This window comes from Nonomuraea sp. NPDC049129 (assembly GCF_040648495.1).
Classification (GTDB): Bacteria; Actinomycetota; Actinomycetes; order Streptosporangiales; family Streptosporangiaceae; genus Nonomuraea.
Window position 1 is genome coordinate 210,813 of record NZ_JBEZDU010000006.1, and the last position, 20,267, is coordinate 231,079.

A 20,267-nucleotide genomic window follows, 5' to 3' on the forward strand; every position below is an offset into this window, starting at 1 on the left:
TTTACAGGTCTCCAATCACGTCACGAAGCAGCCGCAAAGCGGTCGCCCTAGTCGAGGTCACCGTGACGGTCTTGCCGAGCACGGCGGAGGTTCTGGTCGTGCCGGCCGCCGCCCACGTCCACCGGCAGCGCGTCGACCACAGGCGGGTGCGGAAACTGGCCGCGTCCTCGGCGCAGAAGGTGACCGCGACGGCGACGACCACGAGGACAGTGAGGGTCGCGTACTCCAGGAGGCGCTCCGGCCAGCTCATTGCTGGCCTCCGTCACCCCAGGTGAGGCTTGGCTGGATCGTCCAGCCGTCAGGAACGCGAAGCCGGCGCATGGCCGCAACGGCTGCGGCCCGGTTGTCGGGGCGACCTCGGTAGGCGCGCGCCATGTAAGGCCGGTCGGAGGTGTCGGCGTTGACGCACCGCTGGTAGGCGGCGGCCAGGCTTTCGCCGAGAGGCAGGCGGGTGCCGTAGGCGACCACGGCCAGAGGGTTGCCGGGCAAGTACGGCGGTCTCGTCACGTCGACGGGCGGGGTGATCAGGGTGAGGCTCGCGGTCAAGCGGGCAGTCTCAAAGTCGGTGATGCGCGGGACAGGCCGGCCGCCGTTGCGGCGCAAGAAGCCGACCCGCGCGTGGAAGACGCCGCCCTCGGGTTCGAGGTCGAAGAACACCCCGATGGTCACGTCCGGGCCGACCGGCTGGCAGGTCTCGATGCCCGCCCGGGTGACCATCGCGTCGTCCGGCTGCGGATCCTGCAGCCAGGCCAGCCCCTCGAACAGGGCCCGCGTCACGTCCCGGTAAGGCAACGCGGTGGTGGTGGGTGTGCCGTCGCCGCATGCCCAGTCGCCGATGGCGGACAGGATCTGCGAGGCGAGAGCGGGATCCGGCGCCATTACGCACCTCCAGCGATGATCGGAGCGCCGTTCGGTCTGCACGGCGCCTGTTCGGCAACAGATCGGCACTCTGCGCACGAGCGGGACGAGTTCACGCCGTGGCTGGAGCATTTGGCCAGGTCCTCGCTGTGGTGGAACGAGGGGCAGAACGGGCACTGGTAGCGGGTCATGACTGGTCTCCGTTGGCGGTCGCGGGAAGGGAGGTGGTCGCGACCGGTTCCGCGACCTCCGGAGGCGGCGTCGGCGTGCCGCGGTCGTCGAATGTCCAGCCCTGTTCGGTCATCTGCTGCTGGCCTTCTTGGATGCAGCCGAGCGCCCACGTTTCGGAGAAGCCCGTCCACTCTGCGAGGACCCGTTTCGACGGCGGGTTCAGCTTCTTGGCGCGGCCGATGTAGAAGCGGATGGCCCTGCGCTTGTCCTGCTCATCGGGCCTTTTGCGGTCCGCGACCGGTCCGCGACCGGTCGCGACCACCTCGCCGTTGGAGGCGCCGTTGGCGACCGTTTCGGCGACCGCTTCCGCGACCGAGGGCCGGTCGTCCTCGTGGTCGCGGGCTTCGATCGCGACCGGTCGCGACCACGGCACCAGAGTGGTCAGCCACGATCGGCCGGCGCGGTCGACGGGAACGGCCCCGGCGGCGACCTCAAGCGGTCCGCTGTCGTCGCCGCGACCGGTCGCGGGGTCGGTCGCCGACCGGTCTTCATCCGCGACCAGTTCGGCCTCGTCTGCACGAAGGCGGGCGGCCGTGTTGCGGTCGAGCGCCGCGGCCAACTCGACCGCTTCGCTGTGTCGGACAGCGCCGGTGACGGCCGGGTGGTCGAGGTGGGCCCACGGTGCGCGGGCGGTCCCCAAGATGCCGGACAGGTTCTCCGCCCCGCCGAGCGTGGTCACCAGATCCAGCAACGCGCTCTGTGTCGCCGGGTTGGTCGCCAGGTCGGTGTTCGCTACAGCCTGGTCAAGGGCGCGGTCTCGCGCTACGACGGCGGCCGTCACCTTGCGCGGCTTGGCCCCCGAGGTCCGCAGCTGGTGAACCTTCTTCGCAGCCAGCGCGATGCGGGTAAGCCTGCGGTGCACGTCGACCTCGGAAGCGGTGCGTTCGTTAGCCTCGGCTACACCCAGCAGCACCAGGATCCGCGCTGGGGTGAGCCGCCAGTTGATGCCCTTCGTGCCGCGCATCCGGTGGCGTTCGAGGCGCATGCCGCGCTCCCACAGCCATGCCGCGACCAGGGGCGCGGCGAGCCTGAACACGACCTCGCCGAACTTCTCCGAGTCGAGAGCCGACAGGACTGCGGTGAGGCAAGCGAGCCCCCACACGGCGACGCCATCGAGTCCGGCCTTGAAGTTATCGCGCATGCTGCGCTTGGCCCGCAACGCCGAGATGACGATCGCGAACTCGATAAAGGCGAACAGCAGCACCTGAAGCGGCCCGCTGAGTTCGAGCACGTCACGCGCGAACTTCCACATGCCAGTCGATGAGACACCGGTCGCGATTCCGGCGACCAACCAGGTCAGCCAGTCCTCAAGCGTCGCTGGGGTGGCGGTCTTACCGTCGCGCGGGGCCTGCGCCTTCCTGCGGGCTATCCACGCGGAGCGGAGCGCGCGGATCAGGGCGCGCACCATCATCCACGTGGCGGCGACCGCACACATGCCGCCGACGGCCCACACCACCCAGGCAGGCGGAAGGTACGAGGCGAGGTCCATGATTGGGTCCGTTCGTTGTGTCAGCGGGTGATGTAGGGCGGCTCGGTGAGGGCGCCGTCCTTGTCGGTGGTGATCTCGCAGTCGCCGTTGACGCAGACCAGCAGGGCGCCGGTGGAGTTCTCCCGGACTTCCATCTCCTCGCCGCAGTGGTGGGGCGGCTCGTCAAGGTCGATGCGGTCGCCGGTCGTGAGGTCGCCGTAGTAGTCGAAGTGAGGGGTCTCGAACATGTGGGCCTCCTCGCTTGTGCCGGTACTCATGGGTTTTCCTTCGGGATGTCGGCTGGTGATTCGTGAACCGCCCAGCCAGGGGGAGAGGTTGGGAGGCTCACGGATCGTCAGCTCGTCTCGGCCACGTACTCGCGGTAGGCGGCCCCGATTTCCCTGCGGGAGCAGGTGCGCTTCACGCTGTCCAGCACAGCCAGGCAGCAGTTCTTCTCGCTATCTGAGCCGCTCAGCGTGGCCAGGTCGTACGCCTTGATCGCTTTTATGAGCTGGTCTATCTGCGTCGCGCGCATGTCGATCTCCAGGGGTTGGGTTGGGATGCCCGGCCACTGCACGGGAGGATGTGGGAGGCGCAGTGGCCGGGCTGGTTCATCGGGCGTCCTCGCGGCTGGCGGACGCCTCGGCCAGGGCCCGCTCGACCGCGTGGTCCACCAGGTACTGCGCGGCGGCCAGCTCCTCGTCGACGAGGGCCAGCACGCCCATCGCGGCGGCGAACCGGGCATGCGCGTCGGCCGGGTTGAGCCGCAGCCAGTGGAAGGCGAGGATGCGGTGCCGTTCGTAGTGGGACAGCGCCTGCCAGCGGTCGAGGTCGGTGATGTCGGGGCTGAAGGTGAGGGTGGCGGTCATCGCGACCTCCCCTTGCAGGAGCAGCGGCGGTTGGTGCAGTTCTGGTCAGTGCAGCGGCTCTCGTCGATCGCCCAGCGCCGGTCGAGACTCGAAGAGTCGCGGCGGAGGGCCGCGGTGTGCTGGGTGCTCGCCCGAACGTCCGCGTCGACCTTCGCGAGCGTGGCCTTGATCTGGTTGGGGGTCATCACGAGGCCGCCTGACGGCGTGCACGGTGGTCGGCGAGGGAGACGACCGGGCAGAGCTTCGCGGTGATGGCGGCGGGGGGAAGCAGTCCCGTCTCCTCCATGAGCAGGCGGCTGTCCGCGAGATGGGCGAGGCCCTGCTCGACGAGGTCGGCGCCCTGCATGTAGACGCGGAGAGCGAGCTCCGTGACCTCCCGCCGTTCAGCGGCAGGAAGGGGGACGACCGGTGCGGGATGTGCCATGATTGGCGCAGTCCTTCCATGGGAGTGGGAGGCATGCGGGCGGCCTGAGACTTGGCGGTAGCGGGTCGCCCTCTGCATGTCCTGGTGGTGGATGGATAGGTAGTTCACGCATCGCTCCCCAACAGCGAATCCTGTAGGGGGGTCATCTGCATCGCGTACTTCTCGGCGTACCAGCGCTCCCAGACCTCCTCGAAGATCGGGAGGTCGCGCTGCGTCCAGGCGAGCGTGTTGCGGACGCTGCCGTTCGGGGTGTCAGCGGCGCGCTTGCCGGGCTTCTCTCCGTGCTCAGCCTCGTACAGGGCGGCGGCACGCTTGCCGAACCACGACTGCTCAGACTCGACCTGCTTCTTCTTCAGCCCCATGGACTTTAGGAAGTCGGGGACGTACAGGGGGATGTCGAGCGGGTCGATTTCGGGTTCCTCGCCGAACATGCGGGCCAGCGCGACCTTGGTCTTGGCGGCCAGCCATGTCCGGTCGAGTAGTCCGTCAGCAGCCTTGAGCGCCAGGACCTGGATCCGGGTGAGGGCGGCGAGTTCGATCGCTGCCGTGCGGATCTCAGGCGGCGCAACCTCCTCGACATCGAGCAGATAGGTGCGGACCTGACGTGCGACTGGTGACTCGGTGAGCATCTGGCCGACGTTCAGGATCGCGCGACGGGCGAACAGGGTGATGGAGCGGGAGTTCGGATTCGCGTCCGTCAGGTTGACGGACGCGAACTCCCGGTATGCCTGCCCCTTGAGTACCTGGAAGCCGTTGGACTCCAGCTCGGAGCGGTTGCGGCGGACGACACTCTCGATCGCATCCTCGGCCACCTCGTAGTAGCGGGCGACCATCGGCAGATCGGCGTGAACGTCATCAGGGAGCAGACTCAGCGCCTTGACCTTGTCGAGAACATCGACACGGTCGGCGTACTGAGCGCGGAGGGATGGGGACTCCGTCAGGGCCAGTTCGTTCACGATGCGCCTCGCTTGGTGGAGGCGATCGGCACACTCGGCTCACCGAAGGGTCGCTGTTCAGGGCAGCCACCCTCGATGAAATGATGATCGAGCATCAGGCGGACACCTTTCGCGAGGAAGCCTGATGGGCGGCCCTCGACGTTGCAGCGTCGGGGGCCCGTCTTCTTTTGTGCTCACAGACCGAGGCGTTGCAGCGCGTTGGCCTGCTTCTTGCTGATCCCTATGGGACTTCGTGCTTCTATGAGGATAGTCTTGGGACAATGTAGCATCTTGTCAATTGTCCCAAGACTATTTCTTGGAGACTCATGCGAAGGGTTGGTGCGGGGTGGTGGTGCACTCGCGGTATCTAGACATCGCTGCTGCGATCCGCGAACGGATCGAGGCCGGCGAGTGGGAGCCGGGGGCTCTGCTTCCGCGCCTGAACGACTTCGCCAAGCAATACAACGCCAACCGAGACACGATCGGGCGAGCGGTCAGCGTGCTGGAATCGGAAGGGTACGTGTGGGCTGTGCAGGGACGCGGCATCGTGGTGCGGCATGGCCTGATGCGCCTCCGCAGACCGCGCGGCGACCTGGTCAAGCGCAATAAGGCCACGCCCAACGCCGGCTACTCCTTCCCGGCGGCGTCCGGCCAGGAGAAGTGGAAGCATCACATCACGCCGCTTGCTGGCTACGAACCGCTGATCAACCCAAGGGTCGCTCGGCTGTTGGGCGTCGAGCCGGGGACCTCGGTGATGCGCCGATTTCGGGTCACTGGCCCGGAGTCTGAGCCGCCCTTTCAGATCAACATCTCGTGGATACACCCGAGAGGAGTGGCTGACGCTCCCGGGGTGGCTTCCGAGGATCCCGGTCCAGGCCACTGGCTCTACTTGCTAGAGCGGGCTGGCCACTGGCCGATCAGTTGGACCGAATTCCACCGGGCACGCATGCCCACCCAGGAAGAGGCCAAGCTGCTGGAGATCGCCATCAGTCTGCCCGTGCTGGAGATCGTGCGAGTTGGTACCTCAGGGGGCGACGGCCAACCAATCGAGGTCACCGAGTACGTGGCGGCTAGCGACCGGGTAGAAACTGTGCACGTACTGCGACGCGACGAGTCCGCTCAACCCCCTTGGCCCGACATCGACGGGCCGCCCGACGAGATCGAGAGCGACAGGTGAACGCCCGTGAGCAGCCTCACAGTTGACGCCGTAACCCGCACTCACGTCGGGCTAGTGCGTCGGCGCAATGAAGACGCCGCCTATGCCGGAAGGTATTTGTTCGCGGTTGCTGATGGCCTTGGCGGACACACGGCTGGCGACATCGCCAGTAATACCGTGATCGACGTCCTGTCCGCTTATGACCATCACGCTGACTCCGCAGACCTCACTGACGCCCTTGGGCAAGCTATCCACCGCGCGAACCAGACGTTGCGTGCCAGGGTCGAGCGCGAGCCTGAGTTGGCAGGCATGGGCACCACGCTGGTGGCAATGCTCTGGTCTGGGACGACTGTCGTGGTGGCGAACATGGGCGACTCGCGTGCTTATCTGCTGCGTAAAGGGGAGCTCATTCAGCTGACCGAAGATCACACCTACGGCAACCTTGTGGCTGGCGCTGCCGATGTACCTAACCTGTCGGAGAAGATCGCACGGTTCCTTGATGGTCGTACTGACGGACGGTCTCCTGATCTCACACCGCGCGGCTTGCATCCTGGGGATCGGTTCCTGTTGTGCTCCGACGGTCTGAGCGGTGTTGTGCCCGTGGGAGTCCTGCGAGACGTATTGGAATCCCTCCAAGATCCGGAAGACGTGGCCGAGCGCCTGGTCTCGCTGGCACTGGAGGATGGAGGGCCGGACAACATCACCGTGATCGTCATGGATGTGCGGGAGCGTTGCTCCGCCTGAACCCACGGGAGTGAACTGTAACCGCCATTCCGATTGCATGATCGTGATCCCATGGCTACCGTCTGCGACGATGACCTGTTGAGGCGAGGAGACTGCCGTGGAACCGCGCGACCACTTCGCTGAGATCACCACCCCCCGAGGTAGCCGCGTCTTCCTCCAGGGACTCACCGAGGCGCAAGCCGCCGCCGTCGCCGCCCAGTTCGCACAACCGGACGCCCCCGAGGACGCCACCGTGAACGACTGGGCGGACAAGAAGAAGCAGTGCGGCCGATGCCAAGGTGCCGGCGGCTGGCACGAGAACGTTGAGACGAAGACCGCGGGCGGCGGCACCGTCGTGACCAAGAAATGGGTCAACTGCCGTCCCTGCAAAGGGTCCGGAGAGGTTGAAGACAAATAGGGAGAATCACCCTGCCGTTTCGGGCGGAGGCGCACACCGAGGAAGCAAGTTGCGGTGCCAGTCGACGACAACATGGTTCTTTTCCATGCCAGCGGGGCGGACCAGATCGAATCGCTCAATGAGGTGCTCTCGGACCGTCCAGCGCAGGATGAGATGGTTCAGCTCGTGCTTGCGTCCGACATCGGGGACATCAAACAGGCTCATCTGGCGGCTAGGCGGCTGGCTGACGAACTCGCACTTCGTCGGCGTGGTGGGCTTGGGAATTTCAGGAGTGGCGATGTGCCAGATGCGAACCACGTCGTGTTCGAGCGTGAGGATGAGCCCGCTCATCGGCAGGTCAGTAGCATCTACGGGCTCCGAACCTGTCTCGCCTTCCGGCTTTAGCACTTTGAAGGCTTCCACGGCCTTTCGCCGAATCATGTGCTGGTAGAGGTGCTTATCGTCGCGATAGTCCCAGCCGATGAAATCATGCAGGTCGACGGCGGCCTTAATGCCATCCATGAGCGCCTCGCGGATGTCGGGCCAGACATGTGCTGTGCGGGCTAAAACCGCGTCTTCCGAGTCATCTCTGCTCACAGCGATGCCCATGTGCGGTTGAGCGTCATGGCCTGTCTCCCTCGCCGTCGTCAAGCCATGCACTGACGCTCACCAGGCTGAATGATCAACTCCGTATCGTAAAGATCAGCAAAAGCTGAGGTGAGGGCCACGCAGGTATGGCTGGCACGGACACCTGCGAAGTGATCTCAGGCCAGAGTGACCGGAGTGACCGTCTCTCCGCCTCTCTCGCGTGCTAAATGCCTGTGCGGTCGGTAGCCTCGAAGGGCAGCGAGAGGAGGCGGCAGGTGAGCGCTCAGCCGGTGTTCGAAGACGATCCGCTCGACCCTCAGGTGATCCTTGACGGCCTGCCGGAGCGGGAACGTCCTGAGTTTCTGCGCCAGTACCGTGCAGCGGCGCAGGCGGCCTTGAGGGATGTTGCCCAGTACAAGGCGCTGCGGCTGCTGCTGCATCGTTGGAGCTTGGCTGTGATTGCCACGAACCGGCCCGGCTACTACGAGGCCATCGAGGACGCCAAAGCAGGCCGCGGGGAAGCCGTGCCGCTGGCGCAGGCCATCGCAGCGGAACTTGCCCGCCGTTCGTGACCTACCGCCCGGATCTGTCCGAACGGGCGTTATCCCAACTCGGAGGGTTCCCCGACGAGGCGCTGACCGCGTTGACGCAGGCCATGGCCGAGGTGTGCGAGGACCCTTACGATCCGCTCACCTCGATGGCGACCGGCGACCCGCAGGTGCGGCGCTCGGACTTCGGTGGCCACGGGTTCGTGACGTTCCTGATCCTGGATGGGGTGGCTGTCGTGCGGATCGTCGACATCGTGTGGGCGGGCTGACAGCTGGTTTTCGCTGGCGCCTTGCGGAGGGTTGAAGGCCCGGCCCTCGCTCGTCCCCTCCGGTCGGCGAAGGCCGGGCTGCTCTAGGGGCGGGCCGCGTCCTGTAGGTCGTCCAGTGCGACCCACAACTGCTTGGCCAGCGCGCAACGCAGCAGCGGTGACGACGCCGTGAGCATGGCGTCGCACTCCACCCTGACGGCCGTCTCGTCGTCGCCGCTGGGGGAGTACAGGTCGACCACGAAGCCGAATGCCCGACTGCCGGCCGCGGTGCAGACTCTCGAGCGCCGGCGCAGGGGCGGGCAGGTGTCCAGCGCTTCCGGGATGCACTCCCAGCAGGTGGGCGGAAGGTTCGTCAGCCGTGCGCCGTCGCCGGTCGATTCTGGGTCGGTGTGGAACAGCCACGGGATCCGTCCGCCCAGCTCGGCGGCAGGCTTGCTGCACACCATGCAGAGGTGCTCGACCATCATGGTCCGCTGCCGCAGGGCGTTGACAGCCCTCCACTTGTGATGCCCGGACCGGTCCTGGCCGTGGCGCGCCCATAGGACGTCGAACATCCAGTCCCCGTCGACCGGATCCAGGTAGGAGAGTCGGACGTCCAGGACCGCAGCATGCCAGGCGAAAGCGAGCGGGTAGGGCACGAGTTCGCCCGTCCACACGTTGGCGTCGGGTACTCGCCAGCCGCTGGGGAGCCTGGTCATGTCGGATCTCCCGTCGTGAACGGGATCTCCGCGCGCCTGGCCAGCTGGGCGCGTAGCCGCTCCTGGTAAGCCAGCTTCGCCTCAAGGCCGTGGAGGTCGTCGGCGTCGACGGTGACCGAGCATCCAGGCGACAGCCGCGACTCCTCCCGAGTCGCCCAGTAGCGGCCGACATCGCTGCGTCGGATCGTCCACTTGGGAAAACGGGACATCAGTTCGCTTGCAGCTGGGTCGTCGGGGAGGGCCATGGGCCCGACCGTATTCCCCTACTCATGAGTAGGCCAGTAGGCATCGCAACAACGGTCACGTGACGGTCTAGGTTCTATCCAGTACGTTGAGCGCAATCAGGTACGGATCAACCCTGTACTTACCGTTAAGCCGTGATCGATCCCGAGGGTGAGCAGCCGGTGTACTTGCAGGTCGCGGCGCTCCTTCGCGAGCGCATCGAGGCAGGCGAATGGCGGCCTCGCCGTCGTCTGCCCGCCGTGGTGGCGCTTGAGCACGAGTATGGCGTGGCCCGCAATACCATCCTCAAGGCGATCAAGCATCTGCGCGAGACCGGCTACGTCTACACGGTCCCGAACTGGGGCACCGTCGTACGTGCCGGGTCGGATGACATCACCGTCGTGGTGATGGAGCCGGGAAGCCGCGGCATCTTCCGCATAGCCAACGACCAGGAGAGCGCTCGGCTCGACCTCGACCCGGACGCCGCGGTGTTCGTGCTTGAACGGAGGGGCGGCGAGGTCGAGGTGCTGCCCGCCGACAAGGTGGAGATCCGCGGGCCTGAGGGCTGACCGGTGCCCCTTTGTCGACGGATTGAAACGACTCTTCGGAGGTTCCGGTTAAGGATCGTCCTCCTGCGGACTGTTTCTTACGCGCCACGAGGGAGAAGCGACTCCCCGAGAGCAAATTGTCCACGTTGCGCTGTTGGCCAAGGTGAGCGATGTTGGGCGGGCAGCTCTCGGGGACCGATCGCACGCGCGAACCTCTCCGCCTGGTCCATCAGGACTGCCCACCGGATGGCCCGGTGGGGGAGGAGATTCGGTCCATGTCCGAGAGTGGCAAGCGGGACGAGCGTCACCAGAGGATCCGCACGGCGCTGGCTGTAGCCGGCGCCGTGTTCAAGGTCTTGTGGACGATGTTCGACCCGCGCCGCCACCTCTAGGGTGGCTGGGCCTCCTACCGGCGTGAATTGAACACTCCAGCAGGTAGGAGGCCCACTGCTCACCATAGGGACGTACCGGTGATCTCGCCATGCTGCGAGGGTTGCACCCTGTAGGGCAATTGATGTCCTCCGGGGATGCTTGGCTCTGCCTCCGGGGGAGCGGCCTCTACCTGGAGGGCGTCGAACGCGACAAGGCTTCACGATCGCACCTGGTCGGCTCGTTTGCCACTTCCGGCATCCACAGGGCCGTTGCTTTTGTCAAGCTTCCTGTGTCTCAGGGTATGAGTTTTTTCGCGTCTGGGTGGATCGGGTGCGCCTAGGGTGGAATGCTTTCTCTTAGGAGGGTCCGGTATGCCCACGCGTTTCCGGCGTGTAGCCGGCACTGGGAGGGCACTCCGTACATCCGGATCGCGGTTCTCCGCGTATCCATAGGTGTGGCGGCGGGGCCCGACAACCTCTGTACGAGGATGATCCCCGCCGCCACGTCCATATGTGTATCACTCACGCATAAGCATTCTCCAGGTGGTTCCGATGCGGACCTAGGTAGTCCCAGGTAGTCCTGGGACGTCCCCGGTCTGCCTGGGTAGTCCTGGGTAATGCCCGGTGTGATGGGGTCTGCCTGGGCCCACTAGCGTCATTTCATGATCAAGTGGCAGCCGCAGCACCGCTGGGAAGAGGTCGTAGACGATCTACGGCGGCGCATCCTGGCTGGCGAGTTTCCGCCACGCACCACGATCCCTGGCATCCCCAGGCTCATGCAGCAGTACGAGATCGGCAGAAACACGGCCCTGCGCGTGATCGCGGCGCTGGCCGATGAGGGCTTGGTCGTGGTGCGCCGGTCTATGGGCACCTTCGTCATACCGCCCGAGGACCGGCCGGAGTCGTGACGGATCGGCCCCGATGCCGATGGGCGATCTCCAGTTGCTGCGCAAGGACGGCTGCCAGCGCTCGTGGGCCGGGTTGCACGATGTACCGGTGCAGTCCGGCCTCGGCCTGCCGACGGGTGGGGGCGGTTGCCCGGATGGCGTACCACATGCCGGTGCGCCACTCCTGGATGTGGTACGCGGGGTAGGTCTGCTCCAGTGCGGTTCGCTCGGGTGACCGGCGATGTTGGTCGGGTTGGGCGGGTTGGGATGCTGCGGGCATTCGAGGGTCCCCCTCTGTTGCTACGTGACCTTCGTCCCGCCGTCTCCCCATGTGACGGGACCGTCACATAATGCGCGATGCGGGACGGCTACGGAAGTGGTTACTTATTGCGTAATGCAAGAGTCATTAGAGGCAGTCAAAATTGGTCCAAACGGGCAGGGCTAATTGGCGGGGCGGAGTGGGAGCAGAATGGGAGTGGATCACGTGGTATCAGGTGGTCACACGTGGTCTGAAGTTGTACGCTAAACCCGATCAGAGCTGGGGAAACGTCAATTTGTCCCTGGTCGCGGAGATGGTGTGACCTCGTTCGCATCGAAGGGGTCAGGGGTTCGAATCCCCTCATCTCCACCAGGATATTTGCAGGTGACAAGGGGTTTCGGAGTTGATCCGGAGCCCCTTTTCCCTTGTCTGGGAGTCGATGGGAGTCAATCGGGGAGCCATCTCGCTCGGACTCTCTACCCGTGTTCGCTGTCGCCGAAGATGGAGTTCATCGTTTAGGCACCTTTGGTGATCACCGGTCTGAGCTGGTGCCGGTACACGGCTTCGGTGACGCTGGTGCCCGCGTGCCCGACGAGATCGGCGATGGTCTCGATGGGTACGCCTTGGTCACTCATGATGGAGACGAACGAGTGACGTAGTTCCCGGGCGCTCCAGGCGGTTCCGAGCCCCGCTCGTTTGGTGATCTTGCGGAAGGCCGCCGTACGTTCGAGGCGTCCAGCGGAGTTCCGACGCTCGTGCAGAACACCAGGTTGTGATCCTGCCACGCCTCGCCGACCTTGAGCTTAAGGATGGCTTGGCGGGTGTGATGTTGCCGGAGTGCCCGCGCCGCCAGCTTGGGCAGTTCCAGCGTGCGACGCGACTTGCGTGTCTTGGTGTCCCCTCCTTCTCGGTCGGCACGCCATACGTAGATGGCGAACTTCTTGTGCTGAAATCCCACCTCCGTCACCGGATGCCAGGTCTTGAGGCTGGGGATCCAGGCGACGACATGATCCCAGCGCAGTGCGCGGGCTTCCTCGGTACGGACGCCTGTGGTGAGGCTGAGCACCACGTAGGCGTGGAGTTCGGAGAACTCGGCGGCTTTGAGTACGGCCTCTGCCTCCTGCCGAGTGAGCGCCCTGCTGGGGCGTCCATCCGTACCCGTTGGTGTGGTGACCAGCTCGGCAACGTTCCTGAGCACCATGTCGCGTGCCTGAGCTTGCCGGATAGCTCGCTTCAGCACGCCGTGAATCTCCCGAAGAGTGGTGGTGGCCAACGTGTTGGCGAGCTGGTCAATCCACTCGTCCACGTGATCGGCACGTAGCGGGACTGTACGGGTTTTCGGCTCTGTCGCAGATTCGGTGGTGACGGAAGGTGTTACAACGTCACGCTGAGTTGTGACCAACGTCGACGAGCTGACGCATATGGTGTTCTCGGGGTTATCGCCTCTGGTGGTGGAGGACATAGCGGACGAGGGCGAGCACATTCGTAATATGGCTGAATGAAATTCAGCTCTACCTCCTTACTCCTGACAGCAGCATCGGTGCGCAAGTTGCAGCCGAACTGAGAAACTTGCTGCGAGACCCTGGGCGGGGACCGATATTGCTCCTTGGTACCGCCTGGCCTGGCTACTGGTTTACTCCTACTTCGAGAGTGGACGATAACAATCTGAACAATCCAAATGATCCACATGCCCACGCAAGAGAATTACTTTTCGGTACAGATATATCTGTTCCAGAACGATTTGACACTCAGGCTCTTTCACAAGTGCGGGAGGCGGGGGCCAGAGACCCCCGGCTTGCTCTCGCTTATCGTTATGCAGAAAACGGTCAAATCACTCAATATCTTTCCGGTGTGCCGACGTTGCTGGAGAGGCACCGCAACGCTCCGCCCTCGGCGCGCGCAATCATCGCCGCAGCCATCGATGCCAGGCGCTTAGGGCACACGAATGCTTTGTCAAGAGAGTTACTAGAAAATGCATCTTGTGCATACATGACAGATGATCAATGGAACTCGTTGCCCAACGACTGGTTCGAGCAGGCTCTCGCGTATACAGCCGCCCCTTGCCGAGGAACTCCGGGACCACTAACCCCTATTCGCCCTAAGCCGGGAAAGACATCCCCGCCTAGCTCGAGATACCGATTGGCTGATTATCTCGAACAGAGTAGCTCATTACAGTACACATCGATGCTTGCGCCTGCGTACCTATGGGATGCTCTTGTCTTGCATGGCGACCGAGATGATTTAGTGCGGCTCGCCGTAGAAGCGCGACAAAGAAAGTCTTCATAGGCATGCCTTGGAACTGTATGAAGCGGCCGTCGAGGCGGGACACGTCGCTGCATTGCGACCCACTGCAGCGTTATTGGAAAAGGCGTCCAAGATAGACAAGGCAGCTTGGTGCTATTTTCGAGCAGCCGAACATGGTGACAGCAGTGCTATCGCACAAGCTGTCGTTTTGATGCGCAAGAACAACAATCTTCACGGGGCAATCGACCATCTTCGTCGCCTTGCGAATCACGGTGACCCTGTCGCCCTTAGGCGCCTAGGCTATCGAACTGTGCGAGAAAGCCGGACGGCAAGGAGACTCAACGGCACTCGGCCGCGCTGCAGGTTACCTTCAGAAGCAAGGGCGTACCGAAGAGGCAATAGGCTTATACCGGTATGCGGCCGAGTCCGGAGACCTCTTGATGCTTACGTTTGTTACTCACATTCTCGCTGATCTGGGGCGGGTAGGCGAGCTAATACCTATTCATCAACGCGCGGCAGACAATGGTATCGTTGGCGCCTATGACACGGCAATAAAGCTTTTCAGTGACATCGGTCAATTGGATGTTGCCTTGGCCTGGCTGCATGAACGGGTGGCTGCGGGAGATCGGAACGCCGCAGTATGGTTACGTCATCTGCAGTAAATTTGGTTGAGGGTGGGGTGATAGATAGAGAGGTTCAAAGGCTGAGGTTACGGCGGTGAAGCCGCTGATCAGCTGGGGCGGTACGGGGACATATCGAGCATCGACATGTGACGCCGCCCTACGAGGAGCGGGTGGCGGGGGCTGTGCTGCGCCGACGGAACCAACGCCGGTGGCCCCGGATGAAGGTCACTACGAAGAGGACCTGGATGCCGCCTTCGATGAGCACCAGGAGCCCGGAGTCCAGCGCTAGGAGCACCGGTCCGCCGTTGAAGCCGTCGGCGATGGCGAGGAGGGCTCGCACCAGCGCCGCGATCGCGATCGGAACGCCGAACAGGGCGAGGAAGCTGAGGCTGATGGTGGCACCGAGTACGAGGAAGACGGAGTAGACGCGGGTCGCCCGCCGCTCATGGGGGGCCAGCCCGGTCGTCGGGTCCGCGACAGGAGCGGGACGGCGGCGCAGGCCTGCGACGGTTCTCGCGAGCAGATACCTGGCGTAGGCGAGCCCGTCGTCGAAAAGGTTCCGGGTCCGCAGCAGGTCGCGAAGAACGTAGTACAGGTCGGTGCGCATGTAGACCTGGAGCTGGAACGGAATGCTCAGGAGGACGCAGACGACGAGTGCCTGAAGTACGGCCTTCACCGGCTGAGGCATGGCTACGTGGGCGACCAGCAGGGTCAGGGACGCGATGAGAAACAGGTCCCAGGCCATCCCCGCCAGATACACCCGATAGCGGGATCGCCTCGGCACGCCCCACACCGCCGTGACGTCGGTCTGCACCACCAGGTTGTGGAGGCGGGTGCCGAAGCCGATCCGCCCGGGAACGCCGAGTGACCGGGCCGCCGTCAGGTGCATAAGCTCGTGCATGCTGATGCTGATCGACATCATCACGGTGTTGACCAGCACCGTCAGGCCGACGTAGTCGCCCCAGAAGAAGTCCGTGTAGTTCGGCAGCAGATCGGGCCGCATGGCGAGGGTGACCAGTGCCGCGCCCATGACCAGCAGCCAGACGAGTTTCATCGACCGGCTGAAGAGCCACGCCACATGCAGCTCGGTCAGTCGGCTGAAATGGCTGCGCGGAGTGTTCGCCTCCGGATCCGGCAGCGGCTGTCCATCGACGGAACGGACGAATCCCAGATCCGCCAGGGCTTCCACGAGCTCCGCGACGTCGAGCTCCACCTCCTGCTCGGCTGCCATCCGCTCCTCGGTGGCGCTTATGGAGAGCCCCGCGCTCAGGAGGCTGATCGCGTCGCCGTAGACCGCCGGCAGCTCTATGAACTCCCCGATCTCTGACCGGCCGACGACCACGACTTCCGGGTCGTCGTCGTCCGGGCGGACGATCAGCGGATGGAAGCCGACGTTGCTGTCGGCGGTGAGCGGTGCGGCACTCACGACGTTGTGGGCCCGCAGGCGGGGCAGTCGTCGTCGTGCGGAACGTCGATGTAGTAGGAGTGATCCCACATGGCGTAGTTCCAGTGGAAGACCCGGCCGCGCACCTGGGTCGGCAGGCCGCCGAGGTGATACAGAACTTCCAGCGCGCAGAGATGCCCGCTGATGTTGGCGCTCGCCGCCACCACGGCGTTCGGACGCTCCTCGGTAAGTGGGCGGCCGTGGGCGTTGACCTCGCGACGGTCCTCCTGACGGTGCAGGCACGCCCAACACCCGGTCTCGCCTGGGATCAGGGATCCGACGACGGCCATCGGCCCCGTGTAGAAGCTGACGAACCATGGCGTGCCGGTGCGCAGCGCCGCCTCGTTGGTCCAGAACATGATGTCCGGGTGCGGCTTGTCCGCGCAGAGGACGAACACGTCGCAGTCTTCCATCAGGGCGGCGATGTCATTGGACGCGCCTGCCTTGACGGTGCTGCCGGTCACTGTGACCAGACTGTTCATGGCACGCAGCCGATCCACGGCGCTGTCGACCTTGGGCCGGTCGATGTCCTGCTCGGTGTACAGGAGCTGGCGCGTGAGGTTCGGTTCCTCGACTGTGTCGAAGTCGGCGATGTGCAGAGCTCCGATACCGCTGGAGACCAGTCCGGCCGCCACGGCGGAGCCCGTGCCGCCGATGCCGAGCAGGCACACCTTGGCAGCTTTGATCTTGGACTGAATGTCGTACGGAGAGCTCCGCGGAGTGGAGTCGATCCACGCGAAGAAGTTTCTGGCCGGTCCGTAGCGTGCCGCCTCACGCGGGGTGAGGTTGCCGGGAAGCGGCGCGCCGGCGTCTTCGACGAATCCGTTGTCGATCAGCCCCGCGATGACCTCGCGGACACTCTGGTCATCGAAATCTGGGTGTGTCTCGGCGAAAGTGGCACAAATCTGATCGATCGTCTTGGTGCCGTCCATTAGGACGATCAGCTGGGCGATCGCGCCGTCCTCATCGTCCTGGATCTCGGAGGAGATGCCCTGCTGCATGAGACCTATGACGATGCGACCATCCGGCAAGGCCATGGGCTGATGGACACTCTTGATGCGGGGGAAGTGCACGAGAACCTTCCAGATCACGCCGAGAACACAGGAGGGCCGGCCAGGTCCTGCCTGACCGGCCGGGTATCCGTAGGTGTCAGCCGACCAGACGGAGCTGGGTGGTCTCCACCTTCTCCAGCCGCTTGATCTTGAGGTCGATCTTCTTCGTGGGCTTCTTGTCCTCGGTTACCTGGCTTGACTTCTCCACGTTGCCTCCTCGATAGAACGAAGGGCGGTGCGCGACGAGTTACGCACCATGATCAGCGATCATAGCCACAAGGTTCCGCCGACATAAGCCCCGATTTCCTGCGCCTTCGGATTGAACGGTGTGATTAGGCCATCAGGTCGCTGAACGCCCGTTCCATCACATACCGCTCCGCTCCTACTGCCAGCGAGACGATCTCGCATGGGAGGGGTCGAAGGCCCCGGGGAGCACGCCGCGGCCCCTGGGCGCGAAGCGCCTGATCGGGTGAGCCCTTGCAGTGCGCGTGGTCGCCCGGGCTACCGAACCGGGTCGCGTTTCCGTGTGCGTCACCAGACTAGCCTCGCTTGGAGCTAACCTGTGGCCTCTACTTGTCTGCAACAGCTCATCGATCGCGTCCACGATCACCTGTGCGCGGAGGCAGCGATGCCGTTGGGGCTGGCCGCGCCGCCCCCGCAATAGCCCGTAGACCGCTGCGCGGCTCGGCCTAGTGGTGATGGCCTGTTAACCGCGTCAGCTCTTCTCTACTTCGTTCCGTACACACTGCCAGGCGTGCATGCTGACGGCGCGAATCTCGGTCGCGTCGCGAAAGCATGTGGGGTAGAGCAGGTTCTCGGGAGCGTCGCTGTTAGGCACGCTAGGGTCAGCTATGGCCAGAGCAGGCACCTCGACGACGACCCGCCACTCGTCGGGACCGCATTGAGCCAGGACAGTGCCCGGCAGCCACGGCCACGAGTCGCGATCGTCGTTCTGGTCATCGCGTAGGGGATACCTGACGAGGACGGGAGCGTCTTCGGGGAAACGCCCGTCATTGTCGTCAGGGAGGTACTCGATCATGGGATTCCTCTCCCACCCCGGGGAGGAGCCACGGGAGCCAATTTCGGAGCCACCGCCTTACGGCTCCCTCGGACTTCCCGCGTCCTCCCCGGAGCGTTCTGTAAGGTGAGAGGCATCCGATCGACTCGGATCGACATCCTCAGACTTCCCGGACTTCCTTCGCATCGAAGGGGTCAGGGGTTCGAATCCCCTCATCTCCACCAGGGGCCGTTCTTGAGACGGCTGGACTGAAGTTGACGGGATCCCGTCTGATCTTGGTGATCGGGCGGGATCTTGTCGTTTCAGGAGTTTCCGAATCGAGTTCGTCCTGGTTTGGGAACCGCGGAGCAGGTGTCCGGGAAGGCCCGGGTGGTGTCAGGCCGCTGGTGGAGGACCGACATTCGGCCGTTGGGCATGGCGAAGCCGACGGTGGGCTGGGTGCTGCGGTGGGGTGGCGGGTTTTGCGGCTTATGGGGCAGGTGGTGGCCTGCTCTGGCCTGCGGGTGGTGCGCCGTCGAAGGTCCCGGCTGGTGTCAGCGAGTGTGATGGGCTCGTCTTGGGGCTCGTGGGTGTGGCGCCACTGATCGAGGAAGTGGTCGTTGGCGACCGCGACGAGCAGCGCGACCAGGATGGTCTGGGCGACGCGTCCGTGGGCGAGCCGGTTTTTGGGGTCGCCGAGGTCGAGGTCGTGTCCCTTGAGTCTGCCGTTGATGCCTTCGGTGTTGGCGCGAACAGGCTTGTAGGTCCCGATCCAGGCGGGACTCAGGTAGGCCAGGTCCTGGCGGAACTTGTCGAGGTGGCCGAGATCGCCGGGGTGCAGGGTGATGGTGTGCTGGCGGCAGATCTTCGGCAGTTGGTCGGTCTTCAGGTCAGGCTGCGGTGGCAGGACGCGGGGTTTGGCCGCGGGGTGAGCGCCTCGTTGTCGGGTGTTGGTGAGGTCGACTGCGGCGGGCCGGTTGGGTCCGCGCTGGTGGAGGCGGTCGAAGCGGGGGCAGGTGACCGACGGGGAGGTGCCTGCTGCCGGGCATTGCAAGCGGATGGCGCCGTCCGCGTTCGTGTTTTGTTTGAGGCGCAGCAAGTACGGCGCTCGCGCGCTGATGAGCGCGGTGAGCTCTTCCTATGGGCTGCGGATGGCGGCGTCGTCCAGACCGGTGGTGACCTGGGCGAGCCGGTCGGGCATCAGCGGGCAGGCCAGGGAGCCGTCGATGAGCAGGGCGCCGTGGACGCTGCCCTGCACCCCTCGTTGATCCACTTTGTAATCGAGGGCGAGCCTGTGGCCGAGTTCGCGTGCGGGATGGGCGAAGTGGCCGGGCTGCTGGTCGGTGTAGGCGCGATCGACGACAGCGAATGCTGCGGGCAAGCCGAGTGTGGCCAGGGGTTTGAGGGTGGTGATGGCGTTGGCGCCGATGCGTTTGTGTGGGGTGTCGAGGACCAGGCCGAGCGCCAGCTGCGGGAAGGAACCGCGAACCGGGCGGGTGCGGGCGGCGACGGTGAGGGTGGCGCTGTAGCCGTACTCGGGTGGGCCGTTTCCGGTCGAGTGGTGCCAGCCCGCGGTGATCTCGGTGGAGGCGATCAGTTCGCCGGTGGAGCGACGGGCGCGGGGTGGGCGGGCGAAGACCGGGGTGGCGGTGGTGTCGATGCCGACATCGCCGCGGAAGTGACGGAGGTATCCCCGGCCTTTGGCCCAGCGCACCGAGGTGAGCACCAGCGCGGTGACGATGTCCTGCAGCAGTTCCCGCTTATGCGAGTGTGCTGGGTCGTCATCCTCCCAGGCGGTGGCCAGCGCGTCGGCCTGCTGCTGGGGCAGGCGGGCGCGCCGATCGTGGCGGGCCGGATCCAGCACGGTGGTCAGCTGTTCTAGAGGGACGCATCTGGACGCGATCGTCAATGAGGACGCCTTCGTCGAATAGCGCCCAAAGTCCATGATCAACCCTCGGGGAGAGTTGGGCTGACGCTGGGAAACGATCGCTGCCGGGTCTGGGAAGCGATCTTCTCAACCCCTTCTACATCCCAGGCCAGCTGTACTCGTGAACACCCCACCCAGGTCAAAGGCCACTTCCAGCCATCGGAAGTGGCCTTTTTGATCTTCTGAGTGACATGCTGGCGGGCTACACGTCCGCGATGCCGTCGAAGATACGATCCATGGCCCGTGCGCCGGTTTGGAGCACGGGGCGGATCTGGGGTCGATAGACGGTCTCGGTCACGGTTGTGCTGGCGTGTCCGCATGGCTTTGCGATCTCGTCCATGGAAAGGCCCGCCATCGTCGGAGAGCAGCGACACGAAGCTGTGTCGTAGCTCACGTGGTGTCCATGCGTCGGCATAGACGCCCTTGATGCCTCTGATGGGCGTGGCAGGGTTCTGGCCGGCAGGTGCAGCGGGTCTTGTCGGTGCAGGTGTGGGTGCGAACGTGCCGGGTGTGGACGGCGCCGAAGGCG

The 20,267-nt window shown here is 64.7% G+C and carries 27 protein-coding genes and 1 tRNA gene; 8 read left to right on the forward strand and 20 right to left on the reverse strand.

Annotated elements, in window-relative coordinates; all coding sequences use genetic code 11:
* Window position 1 precedes the first annotated feature (1 nt).
* The 9 genes from AB0B64_RS20420 to AB0B64_RS20460 form a co-directional block, all read right to left on the reverse strand.
* Window positions 2–250, reverse strand: a complete 249-nt coding sequence (locus AB0B64_RS20420) for a hypothetical protein (protein ID WP_358179026.1) — start codon at window positions 248–250, stop codon at window positions 2–4.
* Window positions 247–879, reverse strand: a complete 633-nt coding sequence (locus tag AB0B64_RS20425) for a hypothetical protein (protein WP_358179028.1) — start codon at window positions 877–879, stop codon at window positions 247–249. The genes AB0B64_RS20420 and AB0B64_RS20425 overlap by 4 nt, the downstream gene beginning before the upstream one ends.
* Before the next feature lie 166 nt (window positions 880–1,045).
* Window positions 1,046–2,578 carry a hypothetical protein gene (locus AB0B64_RS20430; protein WP_358179030.1) on the reverse strand — a complete coding sequence of 511 codons (1,533 nt, stop codon included), beginning with the start codon at window positions 2,576–2,578 and terminating at the stop codon, window positions 1,046–1,048.
* A gap of 20 nt (window positions 2,579–2,598) precedes the next feature.
* A complete protein-coding gene (locus tag AB0B64_RS20435; protein ID WP_358179032.1) occupies window positions 2,599–2,835 on the reverse strand; it encodes a hypothetical protein in 237 nt (78 codons plus the stop codon).
* 77 nt (window positions 2,836–2,912) lie between these two features.
* The gene (locus AB0B64_RS20440; RefSeq protein ID WP_358179034.1) at window positions 2,913–3,092 is read right to left on the reverse strand and encodes a hypothetical protein; all 180 of its coding nucleotides are present in this window, start codon (window positions 3,090–3,092) and stop codon (window positions 2,913–2,915) included.
* Window positions 3,093–3,168: 76 nt separating this feature from the next.
* Window positions 3,169–3,426, reverse strand: a complete 258-nt coding sequence (locus AB0B64_RS20445; RefSeq protein ID WP_358179036.1) for a hypothetical protein — start codon at window positions 3,424–3,426, stop codon at window positions 3,169–3,171.
* Window positions 3,423–3,611, reverse strand: coding sequence for a hypothetical protein (locus AB0B64_RS20450; protein ID WP_358179038.1), 189 nt, complete (start codon window positions 3,609–3,611; stop codon window positions 3,423–3,425). The genes AB0B64_RS20445 and AB0B64_RS20450 overlap by 4 nt, the downstream gene beginning before the upstream one ends.
* Window positions 3,611–3,850 (reverse strand): hypothetical protein, encoded by a 240-nt coding sequence (locus AB0B64_RS20455; RefSeq protein WP_358179040.1) that lies wholly within the window; start codon window positions 3,848–3,850, stop codon window positions 3,611–3,613. The genes AB0B64_RS20450 and AB0B64_RS20455 overlap by 1 nt, the downstream gene beginning before the upstream one ends.
* Window positions 3,851–3,954: 104 nt before the next feature.
* Window positions 3,955–4,806 carry a hypothetical protein gene (locus AB0B64_RS20460; RefSeq protein ID WP_358179042.1) on the reverse strand — a complete coding sequence of 284 codons (852 nt, stop codon included), beginning with the start codon at window positions 4,804–4,806 and terminating at the stop codon, window positions 3,955–3,957.
* Window positions 4,807–5,083: 277 nt separating this feature from the next.
* Between AB0B64_RS20460 and AB0B64_RS20465 the strand changes: the two genes are divergently transcribed.
* The 3 genes from AB0B64_RS20465 (at window position 5,084) to AB0B64_RS20475 (ending at window position 7,082) form a co-directional block, all read left to right on the forward strand.
* Window positions 5,084–5,962: a GntR family transcriptional regulator gene (locus tag AB0B64_RS20465; RefSeq protein ID WP_358179044.1), complete on the forward strand. Its 879-nt coding sequence runs from the start codon at window positions 5,084–5,086 to the stop codon at window positions 5,960–5,962.
* Between the two features lie 6 nt (window positions 5,963–5,968).
* Window positions 5,969–6,685, forward strand: a complete 717-nt coding sequence (locus tag AB0B64_RS20470; protein WP_358179046.1) for a protein phosphatase 2C domain-containing protein — start codon at window positions 5,969–5,971, stop codon at window positions 6,683–6,685.
* Window positions 6,686–6,782: 97 nt separating this feature from the next.
* The gene (locus tag AB0B64_RS20475) at window positions 6,783–7,082 is read left to right on the forward strand and encodes a hypothetical protein (protein WP_358179048.1); all 300 of its coding nucleotides are present in this window, start codon (window positions 6,783–6,785) and stop codon (window positions 7,080–7,082) included.
* 6 nt (window positions 7,083–7,088) lie between these two features.
* Here the strand turns inward: AB0B64_RS20475 and AB0B64_RS20480 are convergent, their stop codons facing one another.
* A complete protein-coding gene (locus AB0B64_RS20480; RefSeq protein ID WP_358179050.1) occupies window positions 7,089–7,670 on the reverse strand; it encodes a hypothetical protein in 582 nt (193 codons plus the stop codon).
* A gap of 254 nt (window positions 7,671–7,924) precedes the next feature.
* Here AB0B64_RS20480 and AB0B64_RS20485 point away from each other — a divergent pair, with 254 nt between their 5' ends.
* On the forward strand, window positions 7,925–8,221 hold the full coding sequence (locus AB0B64_RS20485; protein WP_358179052.1) for a DUF6247 family protein: 297 nt from the start codon (window positions 7,925–7,927) through the stop codon (window positions 8,219–8,221).
* Window positions 8,218–8,466 carry a hypothetical protein gene (locus tag AB0B64_RS20490; RefSeq protein ID WP_358179054.1) on the forward strand — a complete coding sequence of 83 codons (249 nt, stop codon included), beginning with the start codon at window positions 8,218–8,220 and terminating at the stop codon, window positions 8,464–8,466. Before AB0B64_RS20485 ends, AB0B64_RS20490 begins: the two co-directional genes overlap by 4 nt.
* Window positions 8,467–8,549: 83 nt before the next feature.
* Here the strand turns inward: AB0B64_RS20490 and AB0B64_RS20495 are convergent, their stop codons facing one another.
* Window positions 8,550–9,164: a hypothetical protein gene (locus tag AB0B64_RS20495; protein WP_358179056.1), complete on the reverse strand. Its 615-nt coding sequence runs from the start codon at window positions 9,162–9,164 to the stop codon at window positions 8,550–8,552.
* On the reverse strand, window positions 9,161–9,409 hold the full coding sequence (locus AB0B64_RS20500) for a hypothetical protein (RefSeq protein ID WP_358179058.1): 249 nt from the start codon (window positions 9,407–9,409) through the stop codon (window positions 9,161–9,163). The genes AB0B64_RS20495 and AB0B64_RS20500 overlap by 4 nt, the downstream gene beginning before the upstream one ends.
* A 132-nt stretch (window positions 9,410–9,541) precedes the next feature.
* On the opposite strand from AB0B64_RS20500, the gene AB0B64_RS20505 reads away from it, so the two are divergent.
* The 3 genes from AB0B64_RS20505 to AB0B64_RS20515 all read left to right on the forward strand — a co-directional run bounded on the left by AB0B64_RS20505 (window position 9,542) and on the right by AB0B64_RS20515 (window position 11,823).
* On the forward strand, window positions 9,542–9,955 hold the full coding sequence (locus AB0B64_RS20505) for a GntR family transcriptional regulator (protein ID WP_358179060.1): 414 nt from the start codon (window positions 9,542–9,544) through the stop codon (window positions 9,953–9,955).
* A gap of 1,012 nt (window positions 9,956–10,967) precedes the next feature.
* A complete protein-coding gene (locus tag AB0B64_RS20510) occupies window positions 10,968–11,213 on the forward strand; it encodes a winged helix-turn-helix domain-containing protein (protein ID WP_358179062.1) in 246 nt (81 codons plus the stop codon).
* Window positions 11,214–11,760: 547 nt separating this feature from the next.
* A tRNA-OTHER gene (locus tag AB0B64_RS20515) sits at window positions 11,761–11,823 on the forward strand.
* Window positions 11,824–11,966: 143 nt separating this feature from the next.
* On the opposite strand, the gene AB0B64_RS20520 is transcribed toward AB0B64_RS20515, so the two are convergent.
* The 8 genes from AB0B64_RS20520 to AB0B64_RS20555 all read right to left on the reverse strand — a co-directional run bounded on the left by AB0B64_RS20520 (window position 11,967) and on the right by AB0B64_RS20555 (window position 20,078).
* Window positions 11,967–12,155: a tyrosine-type recombinase/integrase gene (locus tag AB0B64_RS20520; protein WP_358179435.1), complete on the reverse strand. Its 189-nt coding sequence runs from the start codon at window positions 12,153–12,155 to the stop codon at window positions 11,967–11,969.
* Entirely contained in the window at window positions 12,083–12,913 is an 831-nt protein-coding gene (locus AB0B64_RS20525; protein ID WP_358179455.1) for a hypothetical protein, read from the reverse strand. Before AB0B64_RS20525 ends, AB0B64_RS20520 begins: the two co-directional genes overlap by 73 nt.
* A gap of 1,562 nt (window positions 12,914–14,475) precedes the next feature.
* Window positions 14,476–15,744 carry a hypothetical protein gene (locus AB0B64_RS20530; protein ID WP_358179064.1) on the reverse strand — a complete coding sequence of 423 codons (1,269 nt, stop codon included), beginning with the start codon at window positions 15,742–15,744 and terminating at the stop codon, window positions 14,476–14,478.
* On the reverse strand, window positions 15,741–16,853 hold the full coding sequence (locus AB0B64_RS20535; RefSeq protein WP_358179066.1) for a TOMM precursor leader peptide-binding protein: 1,113 nt from the start codon (window positions 16,851–16,853) through the stop codon (window positions 15,741–15,743). The genes AB0B64_RS20530 and AB0B64_RS20535 overlap by 4 nt, the downstream gene beginning before the upstream one ends.
* A 676-nt stretch (window positions 16,854–17,529) precedes the next feature.
* On the reverse strand, window positions 17,530–17,853 hold the full coding sequence (locus tag AB0B64_RS20540; RefSeq protein ID WP_358179068.1) for a hypothetical protein: 324 nt from the start codon (window positions 17,851–17,853) through the stop codon (window positions 17,530–17,532).
* Between the two features lie 139 nt (window positions 17,854–17,992).
* Window positions 17,993–18,910 (reverse strand): hypothetical protein, encoded by a 918-nt coding sequence (locus AB0B64_RS20545; protein ID WP_358179070.1) that lies wholly within the window; start codon window positions 18,908–18,910, stop codon window positions 17,993–17,995.
* 39 nt (window positions 18,911–18,949) lie between these two features.
* A complete protein-coding gene (locus tag AB0B64_RS20550) occupies window positions 18,950–19,720 on the reverse strand; it encodes a hypothetical protein (protein WP_357943705.1) in 771 nt (256 codons plus the stop codon).
* A 220-nt stretch (window positions 19,721–19,940) separates the two neighbouring features.
* Window positions 19,941–20,078, reverse strand: coding sequence for a hypothetical protein (locus AB0B64_RS20555; protein WP_358179072.1), 138 nt, complete (start codon window positions 20,076–20,078; stop codon window positions 19,941–19,943).
* Window positions 20,079–20,267: the final 189 nt, after the last annotated feature.